This is a genomic window from Fulvitalea axinellae (assembly GCF_036492835.1).
In the GTDB taxonomy this organism is placed as follows: domain Bacteria; phylum Bacteroidota; class Bacteroidia; order Cytophagales; family Cyclobacteriaceae; genus Fulvitalea; species Fulvitalea axinellae.
In genome coordinates this window covers 2346550-2373260 of sequence record NZ_AP025314.1, presented here as the reverse complement: position 1 = coordinate 2373260, position 26711 = coordinate 2346550, and the positions used below count along the sequence as shown (strand labels likewise).

Annotated in this window: 18 protein-coding genes; 11 read left to right on the top strand and 7 right to left on the bottom strand. The window is 41.6% G+C overall.

All coding sequences use genetic code 11. The features are described 5' to 3' along the window. Positions 1-25: 25 nt before the first annotated feature. From AABK39_RS09215 to AABK39_RS09165, 11 genes are all read left to right on the top strand, one after another. Positions 26-619 carry a hypothetical protein gene (locus tag AABK39_RS09215; RefSeq protein ID WP_338394639.1) on the top strand — a complete coding sequence of 198 codons (594 nt, stop codon included), beginning with the start codon at positions 26-28 and terminating at the stop codon, positions 617-619. Beyond that, positions 609-1172, top strand: a complete 564-nt coding sequence (locus AABK39_RS09210; RefSeq protein WP_338394638.1) for a PepSY-associated TM helix domain-containing protein — start codon at positions 609-611, stop codon at positions 1170-1172. Before AABK39_RS09215 ends, AABK39_RS09210 begins: the two co-directional genes overlap by 11 nt. A gap of 92 nt (positions 1173-1264) precedes the next feature. Next, the gene (locus tag AABK39_RS09205; RefSeq protein ID WP_338394637.1) at positions 1265-2152 is read left to right on the top strand and encodes an ABC transporter ATP-binding protein; all 888 of its coding nucleotides are present in this window, start codon (positions 1265-1267) and stop codon (positions 2150-2152) included. Between the two features lie 28 nt (positions 2153-2180). Then, complete coding sequence (locus tag AABK39_RS09200; RefSeq protein WP_338394636.1) at positions 2181-2852, top strand: hypothetical protein; 672 nt, start codon at positions 2181-2183, stop codon at positions 2850-2852. Then, complete coding sequence (locus AABK39_RS09195; RefSeq protein WP_338394635.1) at positions 2849-4066, top strand: DUF4857 domain-containing protein; 1218 nt, start codon at positions 2849-2851, stop codon at positions 4064-4066. The genes AABK39_RS09200 and AABK39_RS09195 overlap by 4 nt, the downstream gene beginning before the upstream one ends. A gap of 31 nt (positions 4067-4097) precedes the next feature. Then, positions 4098-5291, top strand: coding sequence for an ISL3 family transposase (locus AABK39_RS09190; RefSeq protein WP_338394634.1), 1194 nt, complete (start codon positions 4098-4100; stop codon positions 5289-5291). A 235-nt stretch (positions 5292-5526) separates the two neighbouring features. Beyond that, positions 5527-6228, top strand: coding sequence for an NAD(P)-dependent oxidoreductase (locus AABK39_RS09185; protein WP_338394633.1), 702 nt, complete (start codon positions 5527-5529; stop codon positions 6226-6228). Positions 6229-6292: 64 nt separating this feature from the next. Beyond that, a complete protein-coding gene (locus tag AABK39_RS09180; protein WP_338392425.1) occupies positions 6293-7366 on the top strand; it encodes an IS701 family transposase in 1074 nt (357 codons plus the stop codon). Next, on the top strand, positions 7344-7778 hold the full coding sequence (locus tag AABK39_RS09175) for an NAD(P)-dependent oxidoreductase (RefSeq protein ID WP_338394632.1): 435 nt from the start codon (positions 7344-7346) through the stop codon (positions 7776-7778). The genes AABK39_RS09180 and AABK39_RS09175 overlap by 23 nt, the downstream gene beginning before the upstream one ends. A 326-nt stretch (positions 7779-8104) precedes the next feature. Then, the gene (locus tag AABK39_RS09170) at positions 8105-9547 is read left to right on the top strand and encodes an arylsulfatase (protein WP_338394631.1); all 1443 of its coding nucleotides are present in this window, start codon (positions 8105-8107) and stop codon (positions 9545-9547) included. A gap of 450 nt (positions 9548-9997) precedes the next feature. After that, the gene (locus AABK39_RS09165) at positions 9998-13915 is read left to right on the top strand and encodes a hybrid sensor histidine kinase/response regulator transcription factor (RefSeq protein ID WP_338394630.1); all 3918 of its coding nucleotides are present in this window, start codon (positions 9998-10000) and stop codon (positions 13913-13915) included. Between the two features lie 140 nt (positions 13916-14055). Here the strand turns inward: AABK39_RS09165 and AABK39_RS09160 are convergent, their stop codons facing one another. From AABK39_RS09160 to AABK39_RS09130, 7 genes are all read right to left on the bottom strand, one after another. Beyond that, positions 14056-15696 carry a discoidin domain-containing protein gene (locus AABK39_RS09160; protein ID WP_338394629.1) on the bottom strand — a complete coding sequence of 547 codons (1641 nt, stop codon included), beginning with the start codon at positions 15694-15696 and terminating at the stop codon, positions 14056-14058. A gap of 375 nt (positions 15697-16071) precedes the next feature. Next, positions 16072-17565, bottom strand: coding sequence for a right-handed parallel beta-helix repeat-containing protein (locus AABK39_RS09155; RefSeq protein ID WP_338394628.1), 1494 nt, complete (start codon positions 17563-17565; stop codon positions 16072-16074). A 13-nt stretch (positions 17566-17578) separates the two neighbouring features. Then, positions 17579-19138: a RagB/SusD family nutrient uptake outer membrane protein gene (locus tag AABK39_RS09150; RefSeq protein WP_338394627.1), complete on the bottom strand. Its 1560-nt coding sequence runs from the start codon at positions 19136-19138 to the stop codon at positions 17579-17581. Positions 19139-19148: 10 nt separating this feature from the next. Beyond that, a complete protein-coding gene (locus AABK39_RS09145) occupies positions 19149-22271 on the bottom strand; it encodes a SusC/RagA family TonB-linked outer membrane protein (RefSeq protein WP_338394626.1) in 3123 nt (1040 codons plus the stop codon). Positions 22272-22305: 34 nt separating this feature from the next. Continuing rightward, positions 22306-23757, bottom strand: coding sequence for a fasciclin domain-containing protein (locus AABK39_RS09140; RefSeq protein WP_338394625.1), 1452 nt, complete (start codon positions 23755-23757; stop codon positions 22306-22308). Between the two features lie 9 nt (positions 23758-23766). Further along, positions 23767-25260: a fasciclin domain-containing protein gene (locus AABK39_RS09135; RefSeq protein WP_338394624.1), complete on the bottom strand. Its 1494-nt coding sequence runs from the start codon at positions 25258-25260 to the stop codon at positions 23767-23769. A gap of 10 nt (positions 25261-25270) precedes the next feature. Beyond that, positions 25271-26710 (bottom strand): RagB/SusD family nutrient uptake outer membrane protein, encoded by a 1440-nt coding sequence (locus tag AABK39_RS09130; RefSeq protein ID WP_338394623.1) that lies wholly within the window; start codon positions 26708-26710, stop codon positions 25271-25273. Position 26711 lies beyond the last annotated feature (1 nt).

Here is a 26711-nt window from a genome sequence, read left to right as displayed (position 1 = left end):
TTTAATTAGTCAAAATTAATATAATATGAAAAAAGCGATATACATCCCCCTCTTAGCCTTGATCGGATTCATGGCTTGTTGTTCCGAAAAAAACAACTCCGAAACCAAAGAACAAGCTTCCAAGACGTCCGTAATCACAGCTACGACCGAAACTAAGACTGCAGTATACCCTGTTGACAGCCTTCCTTCAAATTTTGAAAAACTGGTTGGTCAGGATATTTTCTTCAAAGGAAATGTTCAGCACGTATGCAAACACTCTGGAAAGAAAGCTTTTCTAGTCGGGGAAAACCCTAAAACGAAAGTGCGGGTAATGGCCAAAGGTAAAATCAAAGCTTTCGGTGGGGATTTGATCGGTGAAGAACTCGTAGTGAAAGGAACGGTAAAAGAAATGCGTATCGACGAAGCGTACCTCGCCCGTTGGGAAGCCCAATTGGAAAAAGCCAAATCAAAACAGACCAAAAAGAGAAAAGAAGCTTTAAAGAAGGCTGACGAGGCCTCCTGTGATTCGGGAAATAGCCCAATAGACAAAATCAGAGCCGAAATTAAGGCTAATGGCAAAGGCTACAAATCAGTTTACTACATTGACGGATTGGAATACACAGTAAGCGATGATCAGTAAACAAACAGCGAAATCGATCCGGAAATGGTTCCGGATCATTCATCGCGATGCGGGTTATCTGATTTTCGGTTTTACCTTTATATACGCCCTTTCAGGAATTGCCCTAAACCATATTGATGACTGGGATCCTAGCTATATTCACGAAACACACGAATACCCTTTCAAATTAAAAGGAAATCGGATTTCAAAAAAGGATTTCAAAATATGGCTTGAAAACACCGGACTTGGTCTGAAATACAGAAAACACATTGCGCAAGGTCATAAAATCAAAGCCTTCGTTAAAGGTGGAATGATCGTCATAGATCGCCATAAAAAGAAGGCTCATTTCGAAATAGTCCGAAAACGCCCGATTTTCAATCAGATTAACAGCCTCCACTATAACAGACCTGACCACTGGATTTGGTTGTCCGATACGTTTTCAGGTATCCTGATCATCGTTTCCATTACTGGTTTATTTATAGTAAAAGGTAAAAACGGCATTACCAAACGAGGCCTCTATTGGACACTCGCTGGCATAATAATACCGCTATATTTTATGCTCGGAAGTTTTTAAGAACCGTATCTGGTCCGAAACCCCTTCTTAAAAGGGTTCTCTTGACAGTTCAAGGAATGGGTTTAGGGCCAGACATTCCCACCTATAATTTTATGGATCCCATCTTAGAATGCAAAAACCTCACTCACCATTACGGGGAACGTTTGATTTACGAAAACCTGAATTTCACTATTGAAAAAGGGAAAATTTTGGGCTTGCTTGGAAAAAACGGAACAGGAAAGACAACCACAATCAATATCCTCACAGGTTACCTCCGCCCTACCAGTGGCGAATGCAAAGTGTTTGGAGAACATTCCCACTCGATTAGTCCCGCAACCAAAGCACGTATAGGTTTTCTAATTGAAGGTCATATCCAATATGACTTTATGAATATCCACCAAATCGAAACATTCTATTCACAATTTTATCCGAATTGGAAACCTGAGCCTTATTTCGAATTAATGTCGAAATTAAAAGTGGGACCGAAACAAAAGATAAGCACCATGTCTTGCGGGCAAAGGTCACAAGTAGCGCTAGGTCTCATCTTGGCCCAAGACCCCGAATTTATGGTTCTCGACGATTTTTCTATGGGGCTAGACCCCGGATATCGCCGATTATTCATCGAATATCTACAAGAATATGCCAAAGCAGAAAACAAAACCATCTTCACCACCTCCCATATTATCCAAGATATGGAACGGTTGATAGATGATTGCCTGATAATGGATTATAACCGGGTTCTTGTCCAAACTCCTGTCAGAGAATTATTGGACAAATTCAAAGAGTATAGTTTTACCGATATAAACAAAAATGGAGATCTCCCAACAGGAGGGCCTATCCAAAACGCCGAAAGATCGGGGGATTTAATTCGAGTGTTTTCATTCGAAAATCACTCAACGGTAGAATCTTATATCAAGAACCAAGGTTTCGCAACCGATAAAATCATTGAGAAGAACTTGACTCTGGAAGACGCATTTATAGGCTTAACAGGAAAGTATTAGTCGAAAAAGCCCTAAAGGATTTACTATCATGATAAGATATATATTTTATAAGGAATGGGTCAAACTACGATGGATAGCCCTAACCGGACTTACTATCGGTTTGGCCATAACTGGCTATACAGGAATCGAGCTTGCGTACACGGTCAGAAATAATGGCGCTGTTCCGGTCTGGGACGCCATATTACACCAAAATTATGCGTTCTTCAGCATATACCGATTTTTCCCTATCGCCTTTGGTTTGGCCTTAGGGTTGTTTCAAATGTTCCCCGAAGCCCAGCACAAGAGAATTAAACTTTCTATGCACTTACCGGGAAAACCTTTAACAATTCTGTTTAACCATATATTGATAGGAAGCATTATCATTTTTATTATTTCATTATTAAACACCTTATTTTTAACGTTTATCTCCAACACCTATTTCTCTTCCGAAATTACGGTCGCATTCCTACTTACCGCCCTTCCTTGGAACTTATCGGGTTGGTCTCTTTATTTGGCAACTGCGGGAGCTGTTATAGAACCCCAGTGGAAGATTAGAGGCCCTCTGATGGCCATGACTTTCGGTTTTATTTATTTCCACTATATCTACTCCGGTTTAGCAAATTATACCCCTTCATTTCCTCTTTTATTAGGCGGAAGCATCCTTTTATTACCCACAATCATTTATTCGGGCGCAAGATTCAAAAAAGGCATACAATCATGAACGGCAAAATAGGCAAGTACGCATTGGTTTCGCTCGCTATCATAGTATTAGCGTGGTATCTCCCTTATTTCTTCAATCTACTCTTCAAAGAAAATATTCGCCCCCCCTATCCCGTATACAGTGCTATTAAACAAGATTATTATTTCTTTAACCGTAAGGGGCCCGGTATAGTCGACAAAAAAGGAAATGAATTTTCAATCAAACAAGCGGACTCTCTTCTTCCTCTATTCTATTATCGGCAACTATACGCTCAGGGAAAAATGCCCGACAGCGTTCAGGGCATCGCCATGACTCCAAGCCTTTTCAAGGCGAAAACATACATGACCCGATTAAAAGCCAAAGATTACGACAGGCCCGAAATCAAACTCTATCCCCTTTTCGAAACGGTATTGAAACGGGGAAAACTCACTATGCCCAACGATGTGTTTAGAATAGGCAAAAAAATGGAGTTTATAGATTGTCAAAGCAATACTATAAATGAAAAAAAGAGTGAGCAGTTCACACAGACACTAAAAAAATCAGGCTTTACTTTCCCTGCCGACATGATTGTTGGTAATCCTTCTGCCAGAAAGCCCTACGATTGGGGGTACTTCGTTTTAGACCAGAAAGGTGAATTGTTTCGTATTTGGATGAGAAAAGGAAAAGCTTTTTGCAGACATATAAAAAAAGCGGACAACATGAGCGAAATAGCCCGGCTGGTTGTTACGGAACATTCCAGCAAGCGGTTTTTCGCTACAATATTAGACTCAAACGGTAAGGTTTTTCACCTTTCTGCTCCTACTTACAAATGGGAAAGATTACCTATAGACCCTATAAACCCAAAAACAGATGATATATCAATTAACGGAAACCCTCTTTATCATCTTGTTAGAGTTATTAACAACAATGAGATAAAAGCTTACGCCATTAAGCAGGATTACAGCCTTGAAAACAGTTATTCAATACGATTGGACAAATGGGAAGATAAAAATCCCGGCAAATTGAAATCTTATATTTTTCCATTTGTATTGTCTTCGAAAAAAGAAGGCAGTGACTTTGTTAATTTCCACTTTAAAAAATTCGCTTGGTCTAGTATCTGGGTAAATTTGTTTTTTGCTATACTGTTTTTTTTAACAGAAAAGAAACAATGTCGCCATGAACGCTATTTTGGTTTCGCTTTATGTTGTCTATTTGGAATCTATGCCCTTATTCCCCTTAAGGTTTTGGTGCTTTGACAATTTCTGTGGAAAGTAGTCTCTTTGCAAAATGACGGAAGAAGAATTTTACGGGTCAATTCTGCACCTACCTTATCTGAAGGTGGAATCTGTAGTGCACGGTCCAAAGAAGATAGGTATTCACTGCCAAATTACCGTGAAGGCGTCCAAGTGTCCCGTTTGTCTTAAGAAAAGAGAAACAATCAACCAATACAGTCTGCATAAATACCAAGACTTGAGCATCAGCGGAAAAGAGGTTTGGCTTCACGTCCGGGTTCCCCAGTTTGTTTGTGAAGGTTGCGGGAGATACTTTCTTCACAGGCCTGAATGGGCCTCGTCCGGAAAATCCCATACCGACAGGCAATCAAAATGGATCTTCGAACTTTGCGCCAAACAATCGTTCAGCGAGGTCGCCGCTTTGGTCAACGCTTGCCATAAGACGGTGGAGAGAATATATTTTCGGCACGCAAACAAAGCCGTCGATTTGCTTGGCAGGTACGCCCGCGTCAGAAAATTGGGCATTGACGAATTGGCGCACCGAAAAGGGAAGAAAGACTATGTTTGCGTGCTTACGGACTTGGAACGGGGCATTCACCTCGACATTCTCAAAGACCGGAAAAAAGAAACGATTAGGTCTCATTTCCAGTCTCTTGGCAACGGATTCATGCGGAGGATAGAGGTTGTCGCCTGCGATATATGGAGGCCCTACATTGATGTGTGCGAGGCTTGTTTTCCCAACGCTGCGGTAGTCATCGATTATTTTCATGTCGTCAAATCCCTGAACGATTCATTAGACGGAATCAGGAAAAAGTTGCGAAAAGAACACAAAGACACGGACTGTTTCAAGAATATAAAATGGGCCCTTTTTAAACGTCCTGACCATTGTTGTTCCCGGCAACGGGAATCTTTGGGTCGGGCGTTCCGGGATTCCGCCTTATTGAAAGACGCCTATGACCTACGGAACGAATTTTTGGAGATCATGGACTTTTCAGAAACCAAGGTATCCGACGAGAAACGATTGGACCAATGGATCGAAAAAGCACGGGACGTGAACCAAAAAGGGTTCAACAGATTTGTTAAGACCCTTTGTCGCTGGCGCACTCAGATATGGGCTTTCACTCAAACCGGAGTGACTAACGCAATGACCGAAGGCTTGAATAACATGATTCGGTACTACAAACGAATCTCATTCGGGATACCGAATTTTGAGCATATGAGAATTAGGGTATTAGTTTCTGGGATATAGAGCACCACAGAAATTGTCAAAGAACCAAGGTTTTTAAATAAAAAATCTGTTATGTCGGAGTCTTTTATCAACGCTCCGGCTAATTTTTTCGAAAACCACTCGTTTTATTTTCACTAGTATAAACCAATACGTAAACGAATAATCTAATTTCCGCAACTTGACTTCGCAGTTGATTTATTATTTTCTTAAACTTTCGGACATTAAAAAAAGAAAGGGAAAGGCTAAAATTGCCTTCATGAAAATAATCCGAACCGACAAAGAGTTGGAAACTCCGTTAGTAGATCAAACTTTACGCAAGCAAGGACATCATTTAGTGCTTTTGCCTGATGGGATTTCCGAATCCGACCTTTGCCGAGAAATAGCTGACGCAGATATTTTATTAATGTGTTATACCCCTATTACCGAAAAGGTTATTCGTGCCGCAAAACGTTTACGAGCCATCATTAAATACGGCGTTGGTATAGACGCAATTGACATTCCCGCAGCCAAATCCCAAGGAGTCACAGTTGTGAATATCCCAGAATATGCGGAAGAGACTGTGGCCGAAGGAGCATTCTCGATGATGATCGCATTAGCAAAACGCTTACCCGCAATCCAAGGACAGATGCGCATTAAAGGATGGGCTTGGCCAGAACGGGCATGGATAGGCTCTGACCTTGCCGAGAAAACTATCGGGATAGTCGGCTGTGGAAGAATTGGTAAAAGTATGGCTCGGATGGCCAGATTCGGATTTCGCATGAAGGTACTGGGCTTCGATCCACACAAAAACGAAGAAGAGTTATCGGAAGTTGGAATAAGAAAAATCGAAACTCAACACGAACTTCTTTCCGTATCTGACTTCGTTTCCATTCATGCGGTATTAAACGAAGAGACTTTCCACCTTATTGGCAATCGAGAATTGGGGATAATGAAATCCACTTCTTTTTTAATTAACTGACCTTTCGCTCGCCTTTCCTATTGCAATTTTGGAAATTATATGATAAGTGACCGATTTTTGAAAAATGAAAAGGAGAGACGGATTTGAATTATACACGGATTATCTTATTGCCAGTCGAGGGCAAGCCACCTCAACAGGGCTCTCAGCATCTTTGGACAATCAGATTCCCCATGATTATTTCAGCGACCTCCTCAAGCAACCGGACATGGACCAAAAGGCTTTTTGGAAAGAGGTGAAGTCTTTCGCCAGGAGTATTGAGGGCGAAGAGGCGGTTTTGAGTATCGACGATTGCATTGTCCACAAGCCTCATTCCTCGGAAAACGACATCGTAGCTTATCATTTCGACCATACTGTAGGCAAAGCGGTCAAAGGGATCAACTCCCTTAACTTTCTTCTGAGCAATACCGTGGAAGGACAAACGGTTAACTGTCCGGTCGCTTATGAGATCGTCCACAAGACGGTGAAATACATAGACAAGAACGGGAAGGAAAAGCGTAAAAGCGAGAAAACGAAAAATGAGATGGTACTGGAAGTTTTACACCGTCTAAACTTTCTGAACAAACTGGTTTTCAGGTACATTCTTTTCGATACGTGGTTCACCGCCAGCGATACGCTGAAGTATATTCATTACAAGCTCAAGAAGGTTTTCGTTTGCCCGCTGAAGAGCAACAGGAATATAGCAATGAGCGAAAAGGACAAAAACGAGGGCAAATTCATTCACGTTTCGGATGCGCCTATTGAAAGCGGTCAAGTGAAGCGGGTGTGGGTCAAGGGAGTTGATTTTCCTGTCACGCTCGCCAAACAAGTCTTTACAAACAGGGACCGGTCGACCGCGGAACAATGGCTGGTTACCAACGGGGAGAACATGGCTTTCGAGGATATCGTAGCGATCTACCAAAAACGGTGGAAAGTCGAGGAGTTCCATAAGTCGCTCAAGCAAAACACGATGTTAGGCAAGTCTCCCACAAAGATGGAGATTACCCAATTGAACCACATCTTCGCTTCCATGATCGCCTACATAAAACTGGAAAAACTGAAGGTTAAGGAGAAGCTGAATCACTTTGCGATAAAATCAAAATTGTATTTGAAGATGATAAAGGCTGCCATGGAAGAACTTGACGCCTTGCGGTCGGCCTGAAATATATTCATTAAGAATCGCTCTCCCAAATGCAGGGAGAGCGAAAGTTCAGTTAATTAACTCTGCCCGAGGAGCAATAGTCGATGAGACAGCCCTGTTAGACGCACTTGAATCAAACAAAATCGCAGGAGCAGGTCTAGATGTTTTTAGCTCTGAACCCTTGAGTCAAACTAAACACCCATTACAAAAGCTTTTCAAAATGGATAATGTGTTGCTTTTCCCCCATTTAACTTTTTATACTAAAGAGGCAATGAAACGTTTAGAATTAGAGGTTTTGGAACGTTGTAGCGAAGTGGTTGAAAATTATCCCGTTATCATAAAATCAAAAGACCCCAGGCTACTAGGTCAAGGTTTACATGTACGTTATATCATTGACGAATATGAATCATTAAATAAGCCCGCTACGAAATAATAATATTTGAAAAAATGTGTTTTGAATGTTTTGAAGCCTATTCTTACACTTGGAATCGAACATTTGTAAGAATCAAAACAAGAAAGATCTATATAATACCACAACGCATTCGTTTAATTATATTAAACACTATTTCTTTGCCTGCTTTATAAAGAATGTCTTTTTAGCTTAACGCCCTCTTACTTGCTACAAATTTGTCGCTTGTTGAAACTTTTTTCGTCATCAGAAGCTTCGTTCTTTATTAATATTACATTATTCGACAAGCATTTCATTAACGGCCTATATCCGTATGCCTATTATTTAAAACGAACACTTTTTGAATAACTATGAACGCTAAAAAAATCATTCTTAACTGTGGTTGCCTTTTACTGAGCGCCACATCTGTCTTTGCGACAAAAAAAACGAAGGAAAAACCAACACGCCCAAATATAATCTATATCCTCGCCGATGACTTGGGTTATGGAGATGTCGGTTGTTACGGACAAAAGACGATTAAAACTCCCAACATAGACAAGCTTGCTGAAGAAGGCATGATGTTCACGCAACACTATGCCGGAAGCACTGTTTGCGCACCCTCTAGAGGTACCTTAATGACCGGTCTTCATACCGGACACGCCTTCATAAGAGCGAACGGCAAGCATCAATTACGTCACGATCCTTATGATATTACGGTTGCGAAATTCTTGAAAGACGCCGGCTATGATACTGCTATGATAGGGAAGGCAAGTACTGGTTGCTCAACTACGCCTGGACAAGTAAACAAGAAAGGATTCGACCACTTTTTCGGATACTTAGACCATGCGCAAGCTCATTCCTATTTCCCAAAATTCCTTCATCGAGACAGTGTGAAAATCGAATTCCCTGGAAACGGCGGAAACAATACTTGGGAGGGAGACACTTACAGCCATGATTTATTTGTAGAGGACGCCGTTTCGTTTATTGAAAAGGAGCGCAAAAACAAACCCTTCTTTCTTTTCTATGCCTCCGCCCTTCCCCATGCCCAGCTCTATGCACCGGAAAAATTCAAAACAGATTATAAAGGGAAATTCTCCGAAAAACCATTCTCAGCAAGACATTACGGAACATGCGAAGACCCTAACGCAACCACTGCCGGAATGATAGCCCGACTTGATTGGGAAATAGGAGAAATACTTAAAACATTAAAAAAAGAAGGACTGGACAAAAACACAATAATAATGTTTTCCAGCGATAACGGACCTCATAGTGCCGGTGGCAGAAAAGCTGAATTCTTCAATAGCTCCGGCCCTTTTCGTGGAATAAAACGTGATTTATACGAAGGGGGGATCCGCGTTCCTTTTATTGTCCGTTGGCCCGGAGTTGTAAAAAAGGGAAGCGAATCAGATCATATCAGTGCCTTTTGGGACCTATTGCCCACACTTACCGAAATAGCCAAGGCTAAAACACCTGCAAAAATTGACGGAATCTCATTCTTACCCACACTTAGGGGAAAAAGGAAAAGACAAAAAGAGCATGACCATTTATATTGGGAGTTCTTTGGAAAAGGTGGAAAACAAGCTGTAAGAAAAGGAGAATGGAAAGCCGTTAGAATTGGATTGCAGAAGAACCCTAATGCCTCTATCGAACTTTATAATTTGACAACAGACCCTGCGGAAACAAAAGATATTTCCGCAAGACACCCTGAAATAGTCAAAGAGATGGCACGTCTGATGCGAAACTCAAGAACAATCCCTAAAGGAGACCCTTTGTATCGGAGCAAAAAGACGAAAGGGAAAAAACAGATCAAGTAATATTAGCGGATATCCATAATTACAGAGGAAACCTTTCTAATAAAATCCAAACACTAGAATTAAAGTCGCCAGAAGATTGCTCCTGGCGACTTTTTTTTAGTCTCTTTTTTTCTATCATATTCCCAAAAAAATCACAAAAGTTTTTCGAAATATTTACTCATAAAACAAGAATGAGTTAAATGAAATTTTTATCTTTATGCATACGGTTGGCCCTATTAAAATTTAGTTAATTCATGGGGATACATCCTTTTCTCGCCACTTTTTCATAGATCTAGACTTGGGACAAACCCCTCCCAAAAACAGGAATCGTATCTCAAAATTAATATTTATTCTTTTTACCATTGGAGTCCTGTCTAATCATCACGTACAAGCTCAAACCGACATTTGAAATAATGGGAAATCTAGATCTATGTAATAGCCCTTTGTCGTTTTTTATTTTAATGGCGAATTATGAGATTTTTATTACCAGTCATTCTCGTTTTATCTTCATTTACCCAACCCAAACAATCAGAACTGATTCAACTTCCCCTAAAGGATGAAGGGGTTTACCCCTCCATTCAAGAAATCTTTCAGGATAAGGATGGCTATTATTGGTTTTGTGACAGGTATCTTTTACTAAGATTTGACGGTATCTCACCCAAATCCATCAGGGGAATGGAAAACGCATTTAAGAAAAAGAGAAAACTAAAAAGGGTCCCTGTCTCAACTGCGATAAAGGGGCGAATTCTACTGGTAAAAAACAGGCATATCGTAATCCAAAACGAAAAAAACGCAACTGTTTTTACGTTTGATAAAAACGGAGAACGATTCGCATTGATAGAAGGTCCCAACGGAAAACCAATCAAAAATGCGAATTCAATACTCCGTTTGAAAAACGGGAAAACATTAATTGGCACTAGCAAAGGAGCCTATTTAATCTCAGACTCCACCATTACAAAAATCTTAAGCGATCAAAGTATTCAGTTTCTTTCGGAAAGCGGGGACGGAAACATCTGGTTTTGGCTTGGAGAGAAAAAGCTTATCTGCGTTTCGGCCATATGGGAAAAAATAGCCGAATTCCCACTAGACATCTTCCATAAAAACATATTAACCAACCGTATAAAAATAGCCTCTATAAACTCATCTGAAGCTCTTTTGGCTTCAAGAGATTCTGGCGTATATTCATTAAACTTTAAATCAGGAAAGGCAACTCAACTAACTTTCAATTCCCTTAAGGCATCATACAATCTGGATTTGATCAATGACAATAAAGGACGAATCTGGTTGGGAACCGACGGTGAGGGCGCATTTCTTTTCAACAAAAAAGAACACACTTGGACAAAGGTCTCCGCAAAACTTCCCAAAGCGATATATGATATTTATGAGGACCAAGCAGGTAATGTCTTATTCGGCACAAACTTCGGAGGGGTATTTCTTTATAAAGAAAATTTCGGGCCTTTTGACAATCCAAAGAAAGGAAATAGACGAATTACAGACTCAAGAGTACTTTCGATTTGCGTTGATCGCAATGGACAAAAATGGATAGGAACGGATGGTTTTGGTATTAGGAAGATCACCGAATCAGGGGAAACAAACACAGCCACTCCCTTTTTAGATTTAACAGGCCAAAAAGGGTTTATCCAAAATATCTACGAGTCAAGAAAAGGCAATATTTGGCTAAGCACTTACCAGCAAGGAATTGGCTTACTCGACACTACCTCATTACGAATAAAAAAAAGATTCTCTTTTCCGAGAAATATCAGAAGTATCGCTGAAGACAGCACCGGTAATTTTCTTTGGCTAGGCACTGAAAACGGCCTATTCAAAATGAATAAACTAAACGGCAAATCGGAGAGAATTAGATTCCAAAACGATAAACAGTTTGGCTACAAGATCCCGATTAAGACAATATTGACTGACGAAAAAAACAGATTATGGGTGGGGTCAGAATTCAGAGGACTTTTCAGGCTCACATTTTCTCAAGATTCAATAACGGAATGTATCGAGACCTCTACTGTAACTTTTGTAAGACATCTTTACAATGACTTGAACGGATACCTCTGGATTACGGGAAAGACTAACCTTTTTAAAATACCTATAGACAATATTCCCCCCGAAGGAAAACGAAAAATGTATCGGTTTCCTCATGATAAACTAAAGGCCTCTTTTCTTGATCATAACGGAGAACTCTGGATTAGCACCGAACGAGGCCTAATAAAAATGGATACATTGAGTGGTAAAGCAAAACGTTATTCAACATACCACGGATTACAAAGCTTAAAATTCACCCGAAACGCAGGTGACAAAACAGAAAATGGAAAAATTATTTTTGGTGGTGTTTTAGGGCTAAATGAATTTCACCCTGATAGCCTAGCCTCTAATGCAGTCTTACCCACCATATCCATAGAAGGCATGAAAGTCGATGGAGTTTCCATTTTTAAAAATCCTGCTTATAAAAATACTTCTCTGGGTGATTCTACAGAATACAGCTTACCTTTTGATTATAAATCCTTGTCTTTTGAGCATTCAATTCCTTCATTACAAAGAGGAGGCATCTTTGTAGAACAACGTCTAATTGGATTAGACAGTTCATGGACAGAAACAAGTAAATACGACAAAATCACATACGGAAGACTACCGCCCGGCACATATAAATTCCAGATTCGATCTACTTTAAATAGTGAGGAAATTTCCCAGATTATATTTCGCATTAACCGTCCATGGTGGCTATCATTTTGGGCTTTTTGTCTTTATACAATCGCTGTTGGCACTATTGTATACGCACTACACATTTACTTTTCGCTAAAACGGAAAGTTAAATTTGAGAAAATTCATAATAAACGTCTAAATGAACTTTCTCAGCTTAAACTCCGGTTCTTCACCAATATATCTCATGAATTAAGGACTCCTCTTACCCTTATTCTCGGTCCAGTCAAACGGATGGCTAACACCGAGAAAGATGAAAACAAAAAACAACAGCTATCAGTCGTAGAACGAAACGCCGATATATTACTTCAAACGATCAACGAACTATTGGACTTCAATAAAATCGAAGCGGAGAAATTTTCCATCTCGGCAAAGAGATATAAGTTTGATTTATTAATAAACAATATCACTCAATTATTCTCTGAAATTGCAAAAAGCAAATCCATCGATTTCCGTTTCGAAAACAAGATCCAGACACATACTGAGTTTGTATGTGACAAAAATGTTATAGAGAAAGTAGCGATAAACCTCATTTCTAATGCCTTCAAATACACTCCTGATTACGGTCGAATTACGGTTAGCGTATATGCTCAAAACGGAAATATGGTTTTAACCGTTGAAGACAATGGGAAAGGAATTAAAAGCGATAAACTTCCACATATTTTTGAATCCTTTTATCAAGCGAATCACGCCGACAGTCTTTTGGGTTCAGGTATAGGTCTCACCTTCGTAAAAAAACTTGTGGAGATTCATGGTGGCAAAATCTCTGTTCAAAGTGAACTTGGTCTAGGCACTACTTTTACCGTTCGGTTTTCAGCATTGGCAATACAAACCCCTGAAGAAAAAGACCCTATATCAATTACTCCTACAAAACATCTATTTCAGGGCAAGAATAACGAGGCTGAACATTTCTCAATTAGTGGCAAAAAACAAATTATGCTGGTGATTGACGACAATCGTGAAATAAGAGAATTTATATCCAGTATCTTTGCCGAATCATTTGATTCAGTCCACGCCGAAAACGGCCAGGAAGGGTTTGACCTTGCCCTAAAGCATAACCCTGATATTATCATCAGTGATATAATGATGCCCGTACTTAATGGTATTGGCTTATGTAGTAAACTGAAATCTAACCCTATCACATCGCACATACCCTTAATCTTCTTGACAGCGAAAACCGACAACCTCAGTGAAATTGAAGGGTTCAAAATAGGCGCTGACGGCTATATCCCAAAACCTTTTGATGAAAATAAACTGATAACCGTAGTTAGCTCAGTTTTGACAAATAGGGCATTGCTGAAAAAACGATATTCGCATTTAACTGCCCAACCGAATTCTACCGATTCCACAGAAAGGGAAAAAAATGACGAAAGATTTATATCCTTACTTACTGAGCAGATTTTCAATCTAATGGATGAAAACAATCTAACTGTAGAGAACCTCACAAAAGAAATGGCAATGAGTCATTCGGTATTATTTAAAAAATGTAAATACCTAACCGGAATGTCACTATCCAAATTCATCCAAAAACAACGCATTTTACGAGCGGCAACTTTATTACGAAAATCAGGATTAACGATAAAAGCGACTATGCAAAAAGTCGGCATTAACGACCCAAAGCACTTTAGGGATTGTTTCTTCAAGGAAATAGGGATGTTGCCGAGTGAATGGAAAAAAGGATAAACATCACGGCCAGCTATTAAAAAATCAATGCGAAAGCAATTCCAATCTGTTTATTGGAAGTAGGCAACAAGAAAGGCCCTGGAAAATCCAGGGCCTAATCGCGCATCACTGCGCTCACCTATTTGCCTACGTTTTTCTTTTTATTTATAACCTTTAAACTGATAAAATTTCAATTCCGCAATCGACGAAGCCTTAACCCACTTACCTTTTCTGAGCGTTTCGTGGATTACTATTTTCACATACCTGCCTGTTTTCTGTTCCGTAAAATAGATCTTCTTAACAGACTCTTCCCAAGAAAGGTCTTTCCACGGTTCATATGACCTATACTCAAACACAGGATCTCCCCAATTGCTACCGTCTTCGCTTACATAGAAATCCATTTCGGAAACCAGCTCTTTCCGGCCTTTATCTAATCTTGGATAATAATCGACAGAAGTTAGCTTATAGTTGTCATTCAAATCAATCGTAACGACATGGGGGTATGGCGGAGGGCTACTCCATGGTGACTGCCACAAATTCTTCGTCCCATCAAACATATTTGAGGGGAGATTATTTCCGTTGGTTAGAGCAGTCGCTTTAAAATTATCTGGTTCGATAAACTCCTCATTAAAAGCGTCGGGAATCGTTACCTTGTTGTTTGTGACGGAATATCCAACCTCATTAAACAACTGAAAAACTGTTGGCCTATCACCAGAAGCATCTGCCCAAAGCCATGCGTCATTATGGCCAGAAAGCGGAAATCCTTCAGGTAGTTTCTCCGTTTTCAGAGTATGATAATCTTTTACGATAGATTCTCCATATTTTTCTTTCAATTGCTTGATCATATTGAGCATCTTTCCGGTGGCCACATTTGCGGGAAAAGCTTTCAATTCCTCTTCACTCATTGTCATTGGATCGAAGGCCTTATAATCAGGATGTGACTTCGCTTCCTCAATTATTGGATTCACATAATTCTCGAAAGCATTCGCTACACCTAGTTTACTCACAACCTCAGCTGATGTGTGAATAGATAAAGCTAAACTATCCAATGGCGAATCACTCCCCTCTTTAGTCCAAGAATAAAATGCTTTGCCTAATTCGAACATCATTCCATCCTTTGACTCGGGGAAGTTTCCATTATAAGCTCCGAGTAAGGCACTACCCCCTAGATTCTCTAGCCCGCCATTTCCGGGCATTAACAAAATGTCTAACACATCATCGCCATTTTCCCTACCCGTAAAAAGAGCCACTTCCGGGATAACCTCCTCAGCGATTTCATCTATGATCTCGGCTTTTTCTTTCAAATACAATGAGGACCTATAACGCCTTTTACCATTCCTCTGCTCATAATCAAACCCTCCGAAATTCGTTGGAGATAAAGAAATATAGGAATCCATATTTGAAACAGCCTTTGCAGTGATCTGATTAAAGAAAACCACGTTATCCGCCGACCTATTGGAAAAAATATCTATACCAGAAGCAATTACATAACCGCCGGCGGTTTTCATAATCGAAACTACAGGCTTATTTCCCGCAACCACAAGGTTTTCCCATTTCTCAGGATTAGTCAGATTAAGAGCAAAGCCTTCATTCGAAGGGGTAACGGAACCACCAGTAGTCGACTTCAGCCCATCTACCGCCACTTTCTCATACGTAAAACCAAAATTAGCGGTTAAAGCATTCAACTCATCGAGTTTGTCCCCCGAACCCATTGCGAAAAACGCTACTGATTTCTCATCGAGATAGCTCTTCAGTTTGGATATGTCATCTGCCGAATACGGACTGTTTTTTTCCGTATTCAAATAGATATTCCACAAGTTTGTAGAGCTCGCTGAGGCGTTTGTCAATGTTGACGCAGATAACGTTTGGTATTGGTGCTCTCCGTTATTCAGAAAATCCGAGAATCCGTTTTCCGGGCCAAAAAGTCCCGAATCCCAATACTGGGAAATATCATTTAGCACATGAAGCGGATGTGCATCAAAGACCGGATCTGTGGGCGGAGAAAAGTTTTCCTCATCGCCATCGCAGGCAAGGGTACCTCCCAAAAGAAGGGAAGCAAAGAATATAGTAATATAGTTTTTCATTCTTTTTCAGTTTAATTCGGAAAGCCTTGGTATTCCACAGCTATTATCTTCCATAAGCGATACTGTAAATACCAACGCCTTCCTTTTCAAAAATCACTCACAAACCTTCTTTGACTTATTGACTACCTGTTTCTTATCTCCCGAGTCATTATTTTCAAAGATGTTTTCACCCAACATTTCCGGACAACTGTTTGTGTCCATATAGATGGCACCGCCTTTTCCTTTTGCGTAGTTGTCTTTGAAAACACTGTTTGCTAAAATGAACGATTCTTTTGAATGTATAGCACCGCCGTCTTTTGTCACTTCGTTTCTTTCAAAAACACAGTCCTTGATAATTAAACTGTTTTTAGTATAAACCCGAATAGCCGCCGCCCACTGAGATGAATTGTCTTCAAAACGACAATTTTCAAGTCTTGCGTTTGAGTTTTTAAAATATGTGGCGGCCCCTTTATTCTTCGCTTTGTTAAACCTAAACGTACAGTTTCTAATCTGCGGGCTTCCCAAGTGGCAACGGAGACCCGCACCATCCTGGTCTGATTTTCCGTATTGGAGAATCACTCCATCCAATATTGACTGCTCCAGTTTGTGCTTATACTTGGTAATAAACAAAGTGTAATCATCTGACTGATTATTGTCAAAATCTTCCTTTGTTCGGCCTATTATAGTCAGGTTATTTTCCCAATCTCTATCTTCCAAGGTTAGTTCTGTTCCCGAGAAACCACCGTATACATCCACATTCCGAACCATCGGAAGGTTCTTTTCTGAATACAAGCCTTCGGCTATCCAAAGCTCCGTTCCGGCGACTGCATGTTCAAAAGCTTCGCCAATACTATTGAACGCATTCTCCCAAGTTGATCCATTCGCAGCCCCTTCCGCATCGACATCAACATAGATCATGTGGTTTGTTGTGAACGAAAGCGTATCGCTATAAGCCACACCCAATTCGTTCAAACCAAGGAGCGTAAACTTATACAACCTTCCAGGCATTAGCTCGTCTAATTCGACCGTTCCAATATTCTCTTCCATTTCGGGGACAAGATTTTCGGCCATATTCTCAAACCCGTCTTCCCAGAAACTAAAAGTCAGGGCCGTTTGCTCACTACTTCCATCGGAAACCAATTCCCCGGAAATAACCGCTCCGTTAAACGACACGCCAGTAGCATCCAATACTTTCACTTCCGGCAATGTTACGCCTGCGGCCACCATGGTCTTGGCGCTTAGGATATCTCCCTCCTCCTTACTTACGGCATCTTCCGCAAACGCCTCAAAAGCATAAGTGGTAAAGGATGACAAATCTGAGATTTGGGCAACAAAGGTACTGTCAACAGTATTGAGTTCCGCCTCCACAGTCTTGCGTGTACTCAAACTGCCTTGTTTCCAGTACGCAAAGCCAACCTTCTCAACCGGTGTCCCGCCAGAAGAAAGAATCTTTCCTTTCAGAGTAAGCTGCCCGGCACCGATATTCTCGGCGTTTTCTGTTCTCACTTCCAGAAAATCATCCAAAACCGGTTCTATATCATCATCCTCTTTACAGGCCATGCTTCCAAACAAAAAGCACGGAATCAAAAACAATAAATACTTTCTCATCTTAATCGTCTTTTTAGTTTGAACTCTCTTTCTCAAGAATATCTAATTCGGGCATATGGAGTCGCCATTCCGAAACATTCAACAATTTGGCTTCCAGCTCCGAAGCTTTCATCGGGTCCTTGCCCCTAAACTTCGAAGCCACCCTTTTCGCTAGCCATTCCGGTTTACCTGCCCTATAAGCAAAGCGCACCAGATCGTTCCAACGCCTTCCCTCAAAAGCTAGCTCCAGCGCCCTTTCTTCGATCAACGCCTGCTCCACTAATTCCACTTCATTATCTATGCCCGAATAGCGTTCTTTCAAAGCATCCATGGTCACATGCTTCAGTCTTACTCTGCCTCTAATTCCATCCGTCAGTGGCGAATCATTTAACTTTGAATTCAGAATCCCCAGGGCTATATCCGTATTGGACATTCTATTCTCAGCTTCAGCCAAAAGGAGATGGACATCCGCAGCACGGTAAATGGCGAAAACCGCATCCCTTGCCCCATACTTACTCACCACAGTATCAATGTCGAATACCGAATAAGAAACGTCTTCCCCCCTGTACCTATCACCGTCAGGGAATATGCTTTCGGCCGGCCTTTGGCTTTCCCAAATATTTACAGCCAATGTACTTGGCTTCAACAGGTAATCATAGATAGACGAATTTGAGAACAACCTCAGTAGGTCATGTGTCTGGTTCTTTGTCCTGTCGAAAGGAATCGTGGATATGTGTTCTAATCTGGAATCCCCATCATTAACCCTTTTCCAATGGTTTTCCCAATTTGACACGCCGGACTCTAAATTACATTTATGCTCTTCATTCTCGTCCCCGCCTCCGTCATCTATTATACACTTGCGGAACAAGGATGAAGCCTCACGGTATTCTCCAATAGTCAAAAAAAGCTCACCAAGAAAGGCATTCCTATTGATGAAGACTTTACGCCAAGGCTGCAGTATTTCCTTTCCGCTGTCATCTTTAGTCGTCCACTCCAAAATAGGTTGCTCATTGGCCCATATCATCTCCTCAATAAGCCAATTGACCATTTTAGGAAAATCATATCGCTCCGGTTCGTATCCCGGAAAAAAGCCGTTTACCGCTCCGGTTATTACCGGCACTTCTTTATACATCTGGGCCAACTGAAAATAAGTCCACGCCCTTACAGTCTTAAACTCTGCTTCGAATGCGGCATACTGCCTTTCGGTCATCCTCGGATCGTCCAAAGACTTTTCCATATTCGCCAAAGCGTCATTGCAGTTTAGAATCACGTCATAAAACGGTCTAGGACTGGCGTATGGATTGCCTTTAGACACTTTTAAGGACTCTATCTCACGCAGGTCCGCGTCAAGGTTTCTGGTTGTGGTCATTAGGTCGGCCCTCAAGCCTCCCATGACAACCATCGGCTCCACCAAATTCTGAAACCCAGCGTAAACGCCTACAGTGGCTCTTCTTACTTTGTCAAAACTGTTATAATGCTCCTCCCGTTCCTGAATCAGGTCTTGGGAAGGTTCGAAATAATCCGAACACGAAAACATCGGCAAGCCCAAGAGCATCACTCCCAAGCATAAATATCTTACTGTCGTATTTTTCATCTTCAAAAAATCAAATTCCCAATTTTACTCCCATCATTACCGAGCGGGTCAACGGCACTTTGCCATAATCAACCCCATTCGAGTAAATGCTCTGTCCGTAAGACAGATCCGGTGTAGCTCCCAAGTATTTTGTAAAAGTGACCAAATTGTTCGCCGCCACATATGCGCTCAGGCTTCGGATAATTTTGTTCTTCACTCCAAAATCATATGAAACCGAAACGTTTTTAAACCTGACAAAAGACCCGTCCTCAATCCATCTGTCGGAAAAACGGCCGTTCTCCATCGGGTCTCCAAAGACGGCTTTCGGCATATCCGTTTCCTGCCCATCTTGCCTCCAACGACGCATTACGGCTTGACTTTGGTTCCAGTACTTGTCCATAGACTCAAGTCCGTTTCTTACGTTGTTATAGATCTCGTTTCCGGAAACAAAATCCCAAAGCATATTAACCCGAAGTCTCTTATATCTGGCTTCCAGACTAAACGAACCGTAATAGTCCGGCAATGCGCTACCCAGCTCCACTTTATCGGATTCGTCAATGACGCCGTCATTGTTTTGGTCAACAAAAAGAATATCGCCAGCACCAAATTGCTCTTCCAACTCATTCCTCAAATTCAAATCCGAGGCCTGCTTGGCGGTGGTAATTACGCCTTTTGTCTCATAGCCGTAAAAAGCGTTTACCGTTCCTCCTTCTTTACTTATAACTTGGCCTCCCTCAATATCGGTTACAAGGTGTCTTCCATGCGTTTCGTTGTAAAGAGCATTCGTTCCTAATGACACCAGCTTGTTGTCGTTTTTAGAAATGGAGAAACCTAAATCCAGACCAACGTCCTTTTTGCGTAAAACACCTACTTTGACGCCCAACTCAACACCCTTGTTTTCTACCGAACCAGAGTTACTGAATAAAAGGTCCGAGCCATAATAAACGTTAGGTTGCTCAATGGTAACAAGGTCATCGGATTTGATCTGGTAATAATCGACTGTCATCGCAATGCGATCATTCCAGAAACTCAAATCAGCGCCAAGGTTCAATTGCTTCCGTTCTTCCCATTTCAAGTCGGTACTTGGAATTCCTCCGCGCACCAAACCCGTAATATCGAATAACGGAACACCTACATAAAAGAAGCGGGAGGAATAATAACCGATGTCATCATTACCCAAAATCCCGTAACTAGCCCTCAGTTTTAAGTCGCTTACAAGACCTATTTCGCTCATAAACGGTTCTGACGACACTCTCCATCCCGCTGACGCAACTGGAAAATATCCAAACCTATTGGAAGCCGAAAACTTAGAGCTACCGTCCACTGAAAGGTTTACGTCCAAATAATACTTGTCTTTATAAGCATATCCAGCCGCTCCAAAAAACGAAAGCATATTCCAATCACCGTTGCTTGGTGACAGACTTCTCAAGCTTTTATCCCCTTTACCAACCACTACAAACTGGTCAGAGGGCGAGTTGATGTCAAACGAACTCTCTTCCTCAAATTTGTTGATAGTTGAACGAACTCCCGCCTTTGCGGTAACCCGATGTTTGAAACCAAAAACTCTATCGTAGTTCAAAGCACCTTCCGTCAGAATAGAATAAAAATTCCGCTGGGTACTCGACATCACGTTACGGGCCATTCCGTCATACTGGCTCACGACCCCAGTTTGTGGCACAAAAGAGTTTTCTTTTATACTGAAAAGATCGGTAAACGCAAAAACATTGAGCGACAGCCCTTTCACAATCTGTTGATCAGCGGAAAAACCGGCCCTTACCCTAAAATTCTCATGGTTGCCCAAGGCATTGTCAATAAGCGAAACGGGATTACTCATCTTAAACGAGCTCACTTCGTCATAAAACGGCAATGTCAACCCCTTCTCGCTTCGTCTGTACACTCCCATCAAAGGCGATTTGTATAATGCGGCAAGCCCCGGATTAGTCGTAGCGTTAAAGCTTTCGGAACGTTGAGAAGCGTCTATCTTCGACAGGGAAACTCTAGGCTTAATGATCAAACTCTTCAACATCTGAATCCGGGCGTTAACCATAAAGTCAAAAGCCTCGTACTCGGCTTTTTTCACTATGTCCTCATTCTCCCTATATCCCATAGAGATATTATATGAGGCGATGTTATCTCCCCCTTGAATGTTAACCGAATACCGGCTCAACATACCATTCTGATACACTAGATCCTGCCAATCGGTGTCATGGTCATAGCGATATTTTTCTTCGCCTTCGGCCATATCTAACAAAAACGGATATATGTACTCCACAGACGAGTGCGACATACCCGAATTCACCAACTGTTCCAGAGTATAGTTCTTAAAACTCGCCGCATCCAAAACAGGAGTCCGTTCAGGAGCGGTAACTACACCGAGATTTGCTGAAAAGTCAACTCTTGTTTCGGTCGATTCACTTTCCCGTGTCTGGATCAGAATAACACCGTTTGCTCCCAAGACCCCATAATTGGCTGCCATTCCATCTTTCGAGACGGTAACCTGCTCAATATCCCTTATCTGGATATTAGACAACGGATTAAAGGTAAAGCCTTCTATTGAAGACTGGCTACCAATTTCCGTTTCGTAAATCACGCCGTCCACCACAATGAGAGGTTGAGTCTTGGCGGACATAGTCGAGACTCCACGCAAGCGCATGGAAGCGCCAGAAGCAGTTGTTCCCGATCTGGACTGCACAAACAAACCAGGCACCATTCCTTGCAGAGCGCTTTCCAAAGTCACATAACCACGGTCCATAATTTGGTGCCGAGTCAATGTGACCGAGCTCCCGCTTAGTTCATTGGCCCGGAATGTTCCGTAAGCCGTTTGGACATCCGGTTTTTCGTCCAAGCCTCCTTTCGGTACCAATACTATGTCAACAGTCATGCGACCGTTGAGATATACGGTCTTAGAGTTATAGCCCGCATAAGCGAATTCCAACGCCACTTCAGACTCTGAAGTTACTTCAATGGAATATGTTCCGTCTTCCGCCGTAAAGGCCGAAACACCGTCACTCCCGACTAGGTTTACCACCACTCCGGGAATTACCGCCCCACCTTCGGCGTCCATCACCTTACCGGTAACAGTGCCTTGGGCATAAGCCAAAGCACTGGTCAGCAGGCAACCAAGCAATAATATATTTGAGAAAAAATATTTCATTCTTATCAGATTTTCATTTTTCCTATCTGAAAAATCATTCATAAACAGGATAGAACACGAATTCATTCAGCGCCAGCTTGTACTCTCCGTCTTTATTAGCCACATTGACTTCGAAACGGATCACCTTATCTCCAAATTCCGGAAAGTAAAGGTCTCTATACAGATCCCTTTTCCATTCACCTGATGGACGGTAAGCGTTATCCAGCACCTTCCCGTCCAAGATTACTTTGGCTTCGGTTGTACCGCTTCTCAAGCCCTCAATGTAGAGCTTATGTTCCCCTGCCATAACTTTTTCCAAGGTATACTCTACCCAAAACGGCGCTTCCGCCACGAAAGTCATGGCGACTTCGCCTCCCTTTACGGCCACATCCAATTCTATATCTTCCCTGTCGAAATCATATTTCAGAAACTCGCTTTCAGAAGCGTCAAAAGGATTTCTACGCCCCATAGCTTCGCCCATAAGCATCTGTACTTCCGAGATTTCGTAAAGATATCCGTTGCTGAACCTCTTGGGCTGGTGAGATAACCATTCAGGAGTAATAATTATTTTCCCAACACTGGTGGTTCTCACGGTATCGCCAACTTGTAAGTCTGTTACTTTTTCCCTTAAAATTGTGGAGGCTAACACTCTTTCTCTAAGTGTTTCGATAAACTCTTCGTCTTCGAAATAATCAGGAAGATTTTCCTCTGATCCGTAATACCTTTTTACCATTTGACCGATAGTGTTCTCCAACGCCTTATCCGACATAAGTAATGAGGTAAAATCATGATCTTCATTATCTATACGCCCATAACGCTGTAAGTATACATAATCGAGAATAAAAAGGGAATCGTATACATTATCACCAAATTCGTCAACACCCAACACAGGACTGTTCACCTTATCAAAGAGCAAAGAATCTTTCAGTACAAAATTGTTAAATGCCATGTAGCTATCCGGTAGCCCTTGCAATCCCTCAAAGATATTTTTCTTTGGCAACAGCGCTTTATCCAGTTTGTACACCAAACCATTAGTGCATATAACGGGATCTCCCTGAATGTGCATCTCAAGGTCCAAAGTAATGTCCGTACCATCCTTATCAGCCCAGACATTCTTCTTGGCATACAGGGTTTTTATGAATCGCCTAAGGTATTCGCCCGAATCTTCCTTTTTATCAAAATGATAATCATAAAGAAGAGTATTGCCAATATGGTATGTCACAAGTTTCTCTAGTGAGTCTTGCGGAATATTCAAAGATTCCAATGCCCCTTCGGGAGGCAAAAACACCGTAACCGGACGAGTGCCCGAAACGGAATCCATATATCCCGAAGATTCCAGCAATTTTGAAAAATACGCATACTCGCTATTTTCCGACAGGTATTTACCCACCGATACATTTTGTACAAGCCCTGAACCCGGATCGAGAAAGTGGTCATCCTTTTCATCACAAGAAAAGAATAACGGAACCCATGCCGAAATCAGTATTATTCTAAAAAAATTTCTCATGGTTTCTCATCATTTTACAGGAGTGAAAATAAAGGCATCAAGAAGTAGCTTAGATCCCGTCAAAGATTCATAACGCATAATATGGGTTCCGTTTTCTTTGAATTCATAGACGCCGATATCATGATATTGGGACCCTGGTTTGGTCGGGTCGGGACATTTTTCCCCATCAACAAATATGAAATGCGAACCCGCTCCGGTTTCGGCGAACTTCACCTGGATTTTGTATTTGCCCTTCAGTATAGGCTTTGTGGTGTATTCAAACCAACCGAATTTGGCATTAAAACAATGCGCAAAATCATTGTTATAACCCCTACTGCCTAACTGATACTTAAAAACGATATAGCCTTTGCCTTTCCACCTTGCGATATCTTCTGATGAAAAATATCTGCCGTTTATTTCTTCCTGTTTGTACTTTCGTATTTCAGGAACATCACAGATATCATCAACAAACTCTTTGGGCGCAGGCTGGAACACATAGAGAATATCCTTTAATTCATGAATTACCGCATTCTTGGATTGCCCGTCCATTTGAAACACGTCCAATGTGTTGGAATTTTCCGGTTCCAGTTCTCCCAGCACGTTATATCTTGGGTTAACGTAAATCTCAGATTCAGGCAAAATCTCCACCATCGAACCGCCAATAGTCATATACATCTCGTCACGAAACACATTCGAATACAGCTTACGGTCCAAAACATGATTGCTCAAGAATTTGTAAAGAGCGTTTGAGGGTTCCGTAAAATCATCTCCAGCCTCCAAATGATTCACTAATTCGTTGATGTCATTTATACCTTTGGCTTTGAAAACCTCGTCGGGCTCCACAAATACTGTATAATTGGCTAAACTACCGTCATTGATTGTGGAGGCGTCCAATTGCGTGCTTAATCCGGTTTTTTCCATAGCCTCCACAAGGATATTGTATTTGCCGGATTTTTTCATCATAGTATAGGCCCCGTCTACGATTGGAGCCACCGGCTTGTCCAGAACATGCAGTATACCGTTAGTACAGATATTATCCCTGTCCACAATGACGGAGGTTTGGTTGACCAACAAATTGTTCAGTCCCCCATCCCTGTATATTACAGTCAGGTAATTTCCGTTCATCGTAGTGTCTCCCATCGGACCTTGTGAAAAAGTGTAGCTTTCGTAGCTAGTCAAAACCGTATGGTTTTTAACCAAACGGTTAATATCATCCTTTTCCATAGAAGCAATGTCCGAATAACCGTTCTCGGCCAAATAATCCTTAACGCCTTGGTTTCCGCAAGCCAGAATAGTGTAATCTCCTCTTGCGCCCCAAACACCGTAAAAATCGGAAGCCTCCAAGATTTTCAACCACTCCGAAAAGCGACCTTCGGGGTCTTGTTCCATAAACTGAACGGCGGTAAGGTACTCCGGCTCAGTAAGGGAGCCCTTGTCGACCTCATCACAGGACGATAAAACGGAAACGCCCAAGAACGCGAACATGACGTAACCGATAAATTTGTATATAAAGTTTTTTGCCATGACTCGATTATTATTCGTAATAAGGGTTTTGCTTCAGGTTCAGATTCTTTTCCAACTCATCAAAATGAATCGGCAAATAGTAGCTCATCGGATCAGAGAGCAAACTCCTCCATTTCGGTACGTCTCCCGGATCCACATTTTTAGTCAAGATGTCTATGAGATTGTCCTTACGTTTGAAGTCATTCCTTTTGGCCATTCTAAGAAGGTCAAACCAACGTTTTCCCTCGTAGGCAAACTCCAAGGCCCTTTCTTCCAAAATTATATCTTCGCTACGTTCTACATCCTCTGGAAGAACGCGTACTCCAAGTCCCGCCCTTTCACGGATTTGTTCCACTAACTCTTGGGCCTCGAAAAATTCGCCTTTCTCAACCAAAGCCTCGGCCTTCATCATCAAAATATCGGCATAACGGTAAACTATCCAATTCGCGTCTTCATTATTGTATAATGACCCGCTATAATACTTGTTGATAATTGCGGTCGCCTCATCACCGTCGTCGCCTCCAGAGAGACTTGCAAAAGTCACGTTTTTTCTACGGTCACGACTTCTATAGAGTTCCATCACTTCTTCAGGCACTGTGAAAATTGGGTTGTCCGTTTCGCCCAGAACTTTTTTCAAACTGTTTTTTTGGTTTCTATCCCGGTCAAAAGGTATTTCGAAAATACCTTCAACGGTATTTCCTTCCTCGAAAATATTGTCCCAGATTTCCACCAAAACAAAAGCCGATCTATTGATAATTTTGTCGCATTTCTCAATACACTTGTCATACTGTTCATCCCAGAGGTAAATATCGGCCAACAATGCCTGAACGGCAGCTTGTGTGGCGAATCCGTGGTTATATTCCGCCGATTCGAGGTTCTTCGGAATATAGCGCTCCGCCCATTCCAAATCCTCGATAAGCTTTGCCAACACCTCTTTCTCCGGCGTTTTTTCCAAGAAAATATCCACATCATCGCTATCGGTAGGCTCCAAATGGAAAGGGATATCCTTAAAGGTTCTCACCAAATAGAAGTAACTCAAGGAACGCAAGAAGTAAGCTTCCGCCAGATAAGCGTTCAACTCTTTTTTGCCTAAAGACAAATCCGAGGAGCGGACCGTAGGGGCATACTTCAGAACAGTGTTTGCGTAATTAATCACTTTGTAAATTCCGCCCCATTTCGCCACATCATTACCCTCTAGGATTTCCAATCTCAGAATCCTTTCGTAGTCTGTATTCGAATCCGGGCCGTCCTTAAGAAACCCACCTCTTATCTCTCCCCAAAGGAATAGCGTATTCACCTGTCCTCTCAGTTGCGAATATGACGTGTTTAACGCCAGCCTAATGTCCTTTTTGGATTTCCAATAATCCTCCAAGGTTATATCGTTCTGCGGTTCCACTTCCAGCCACGAACCGCAGGAGCTACCCGCAAAAGCCAGAATGAACGCAAAGATTATTTTTAATTTCGTTTTCATA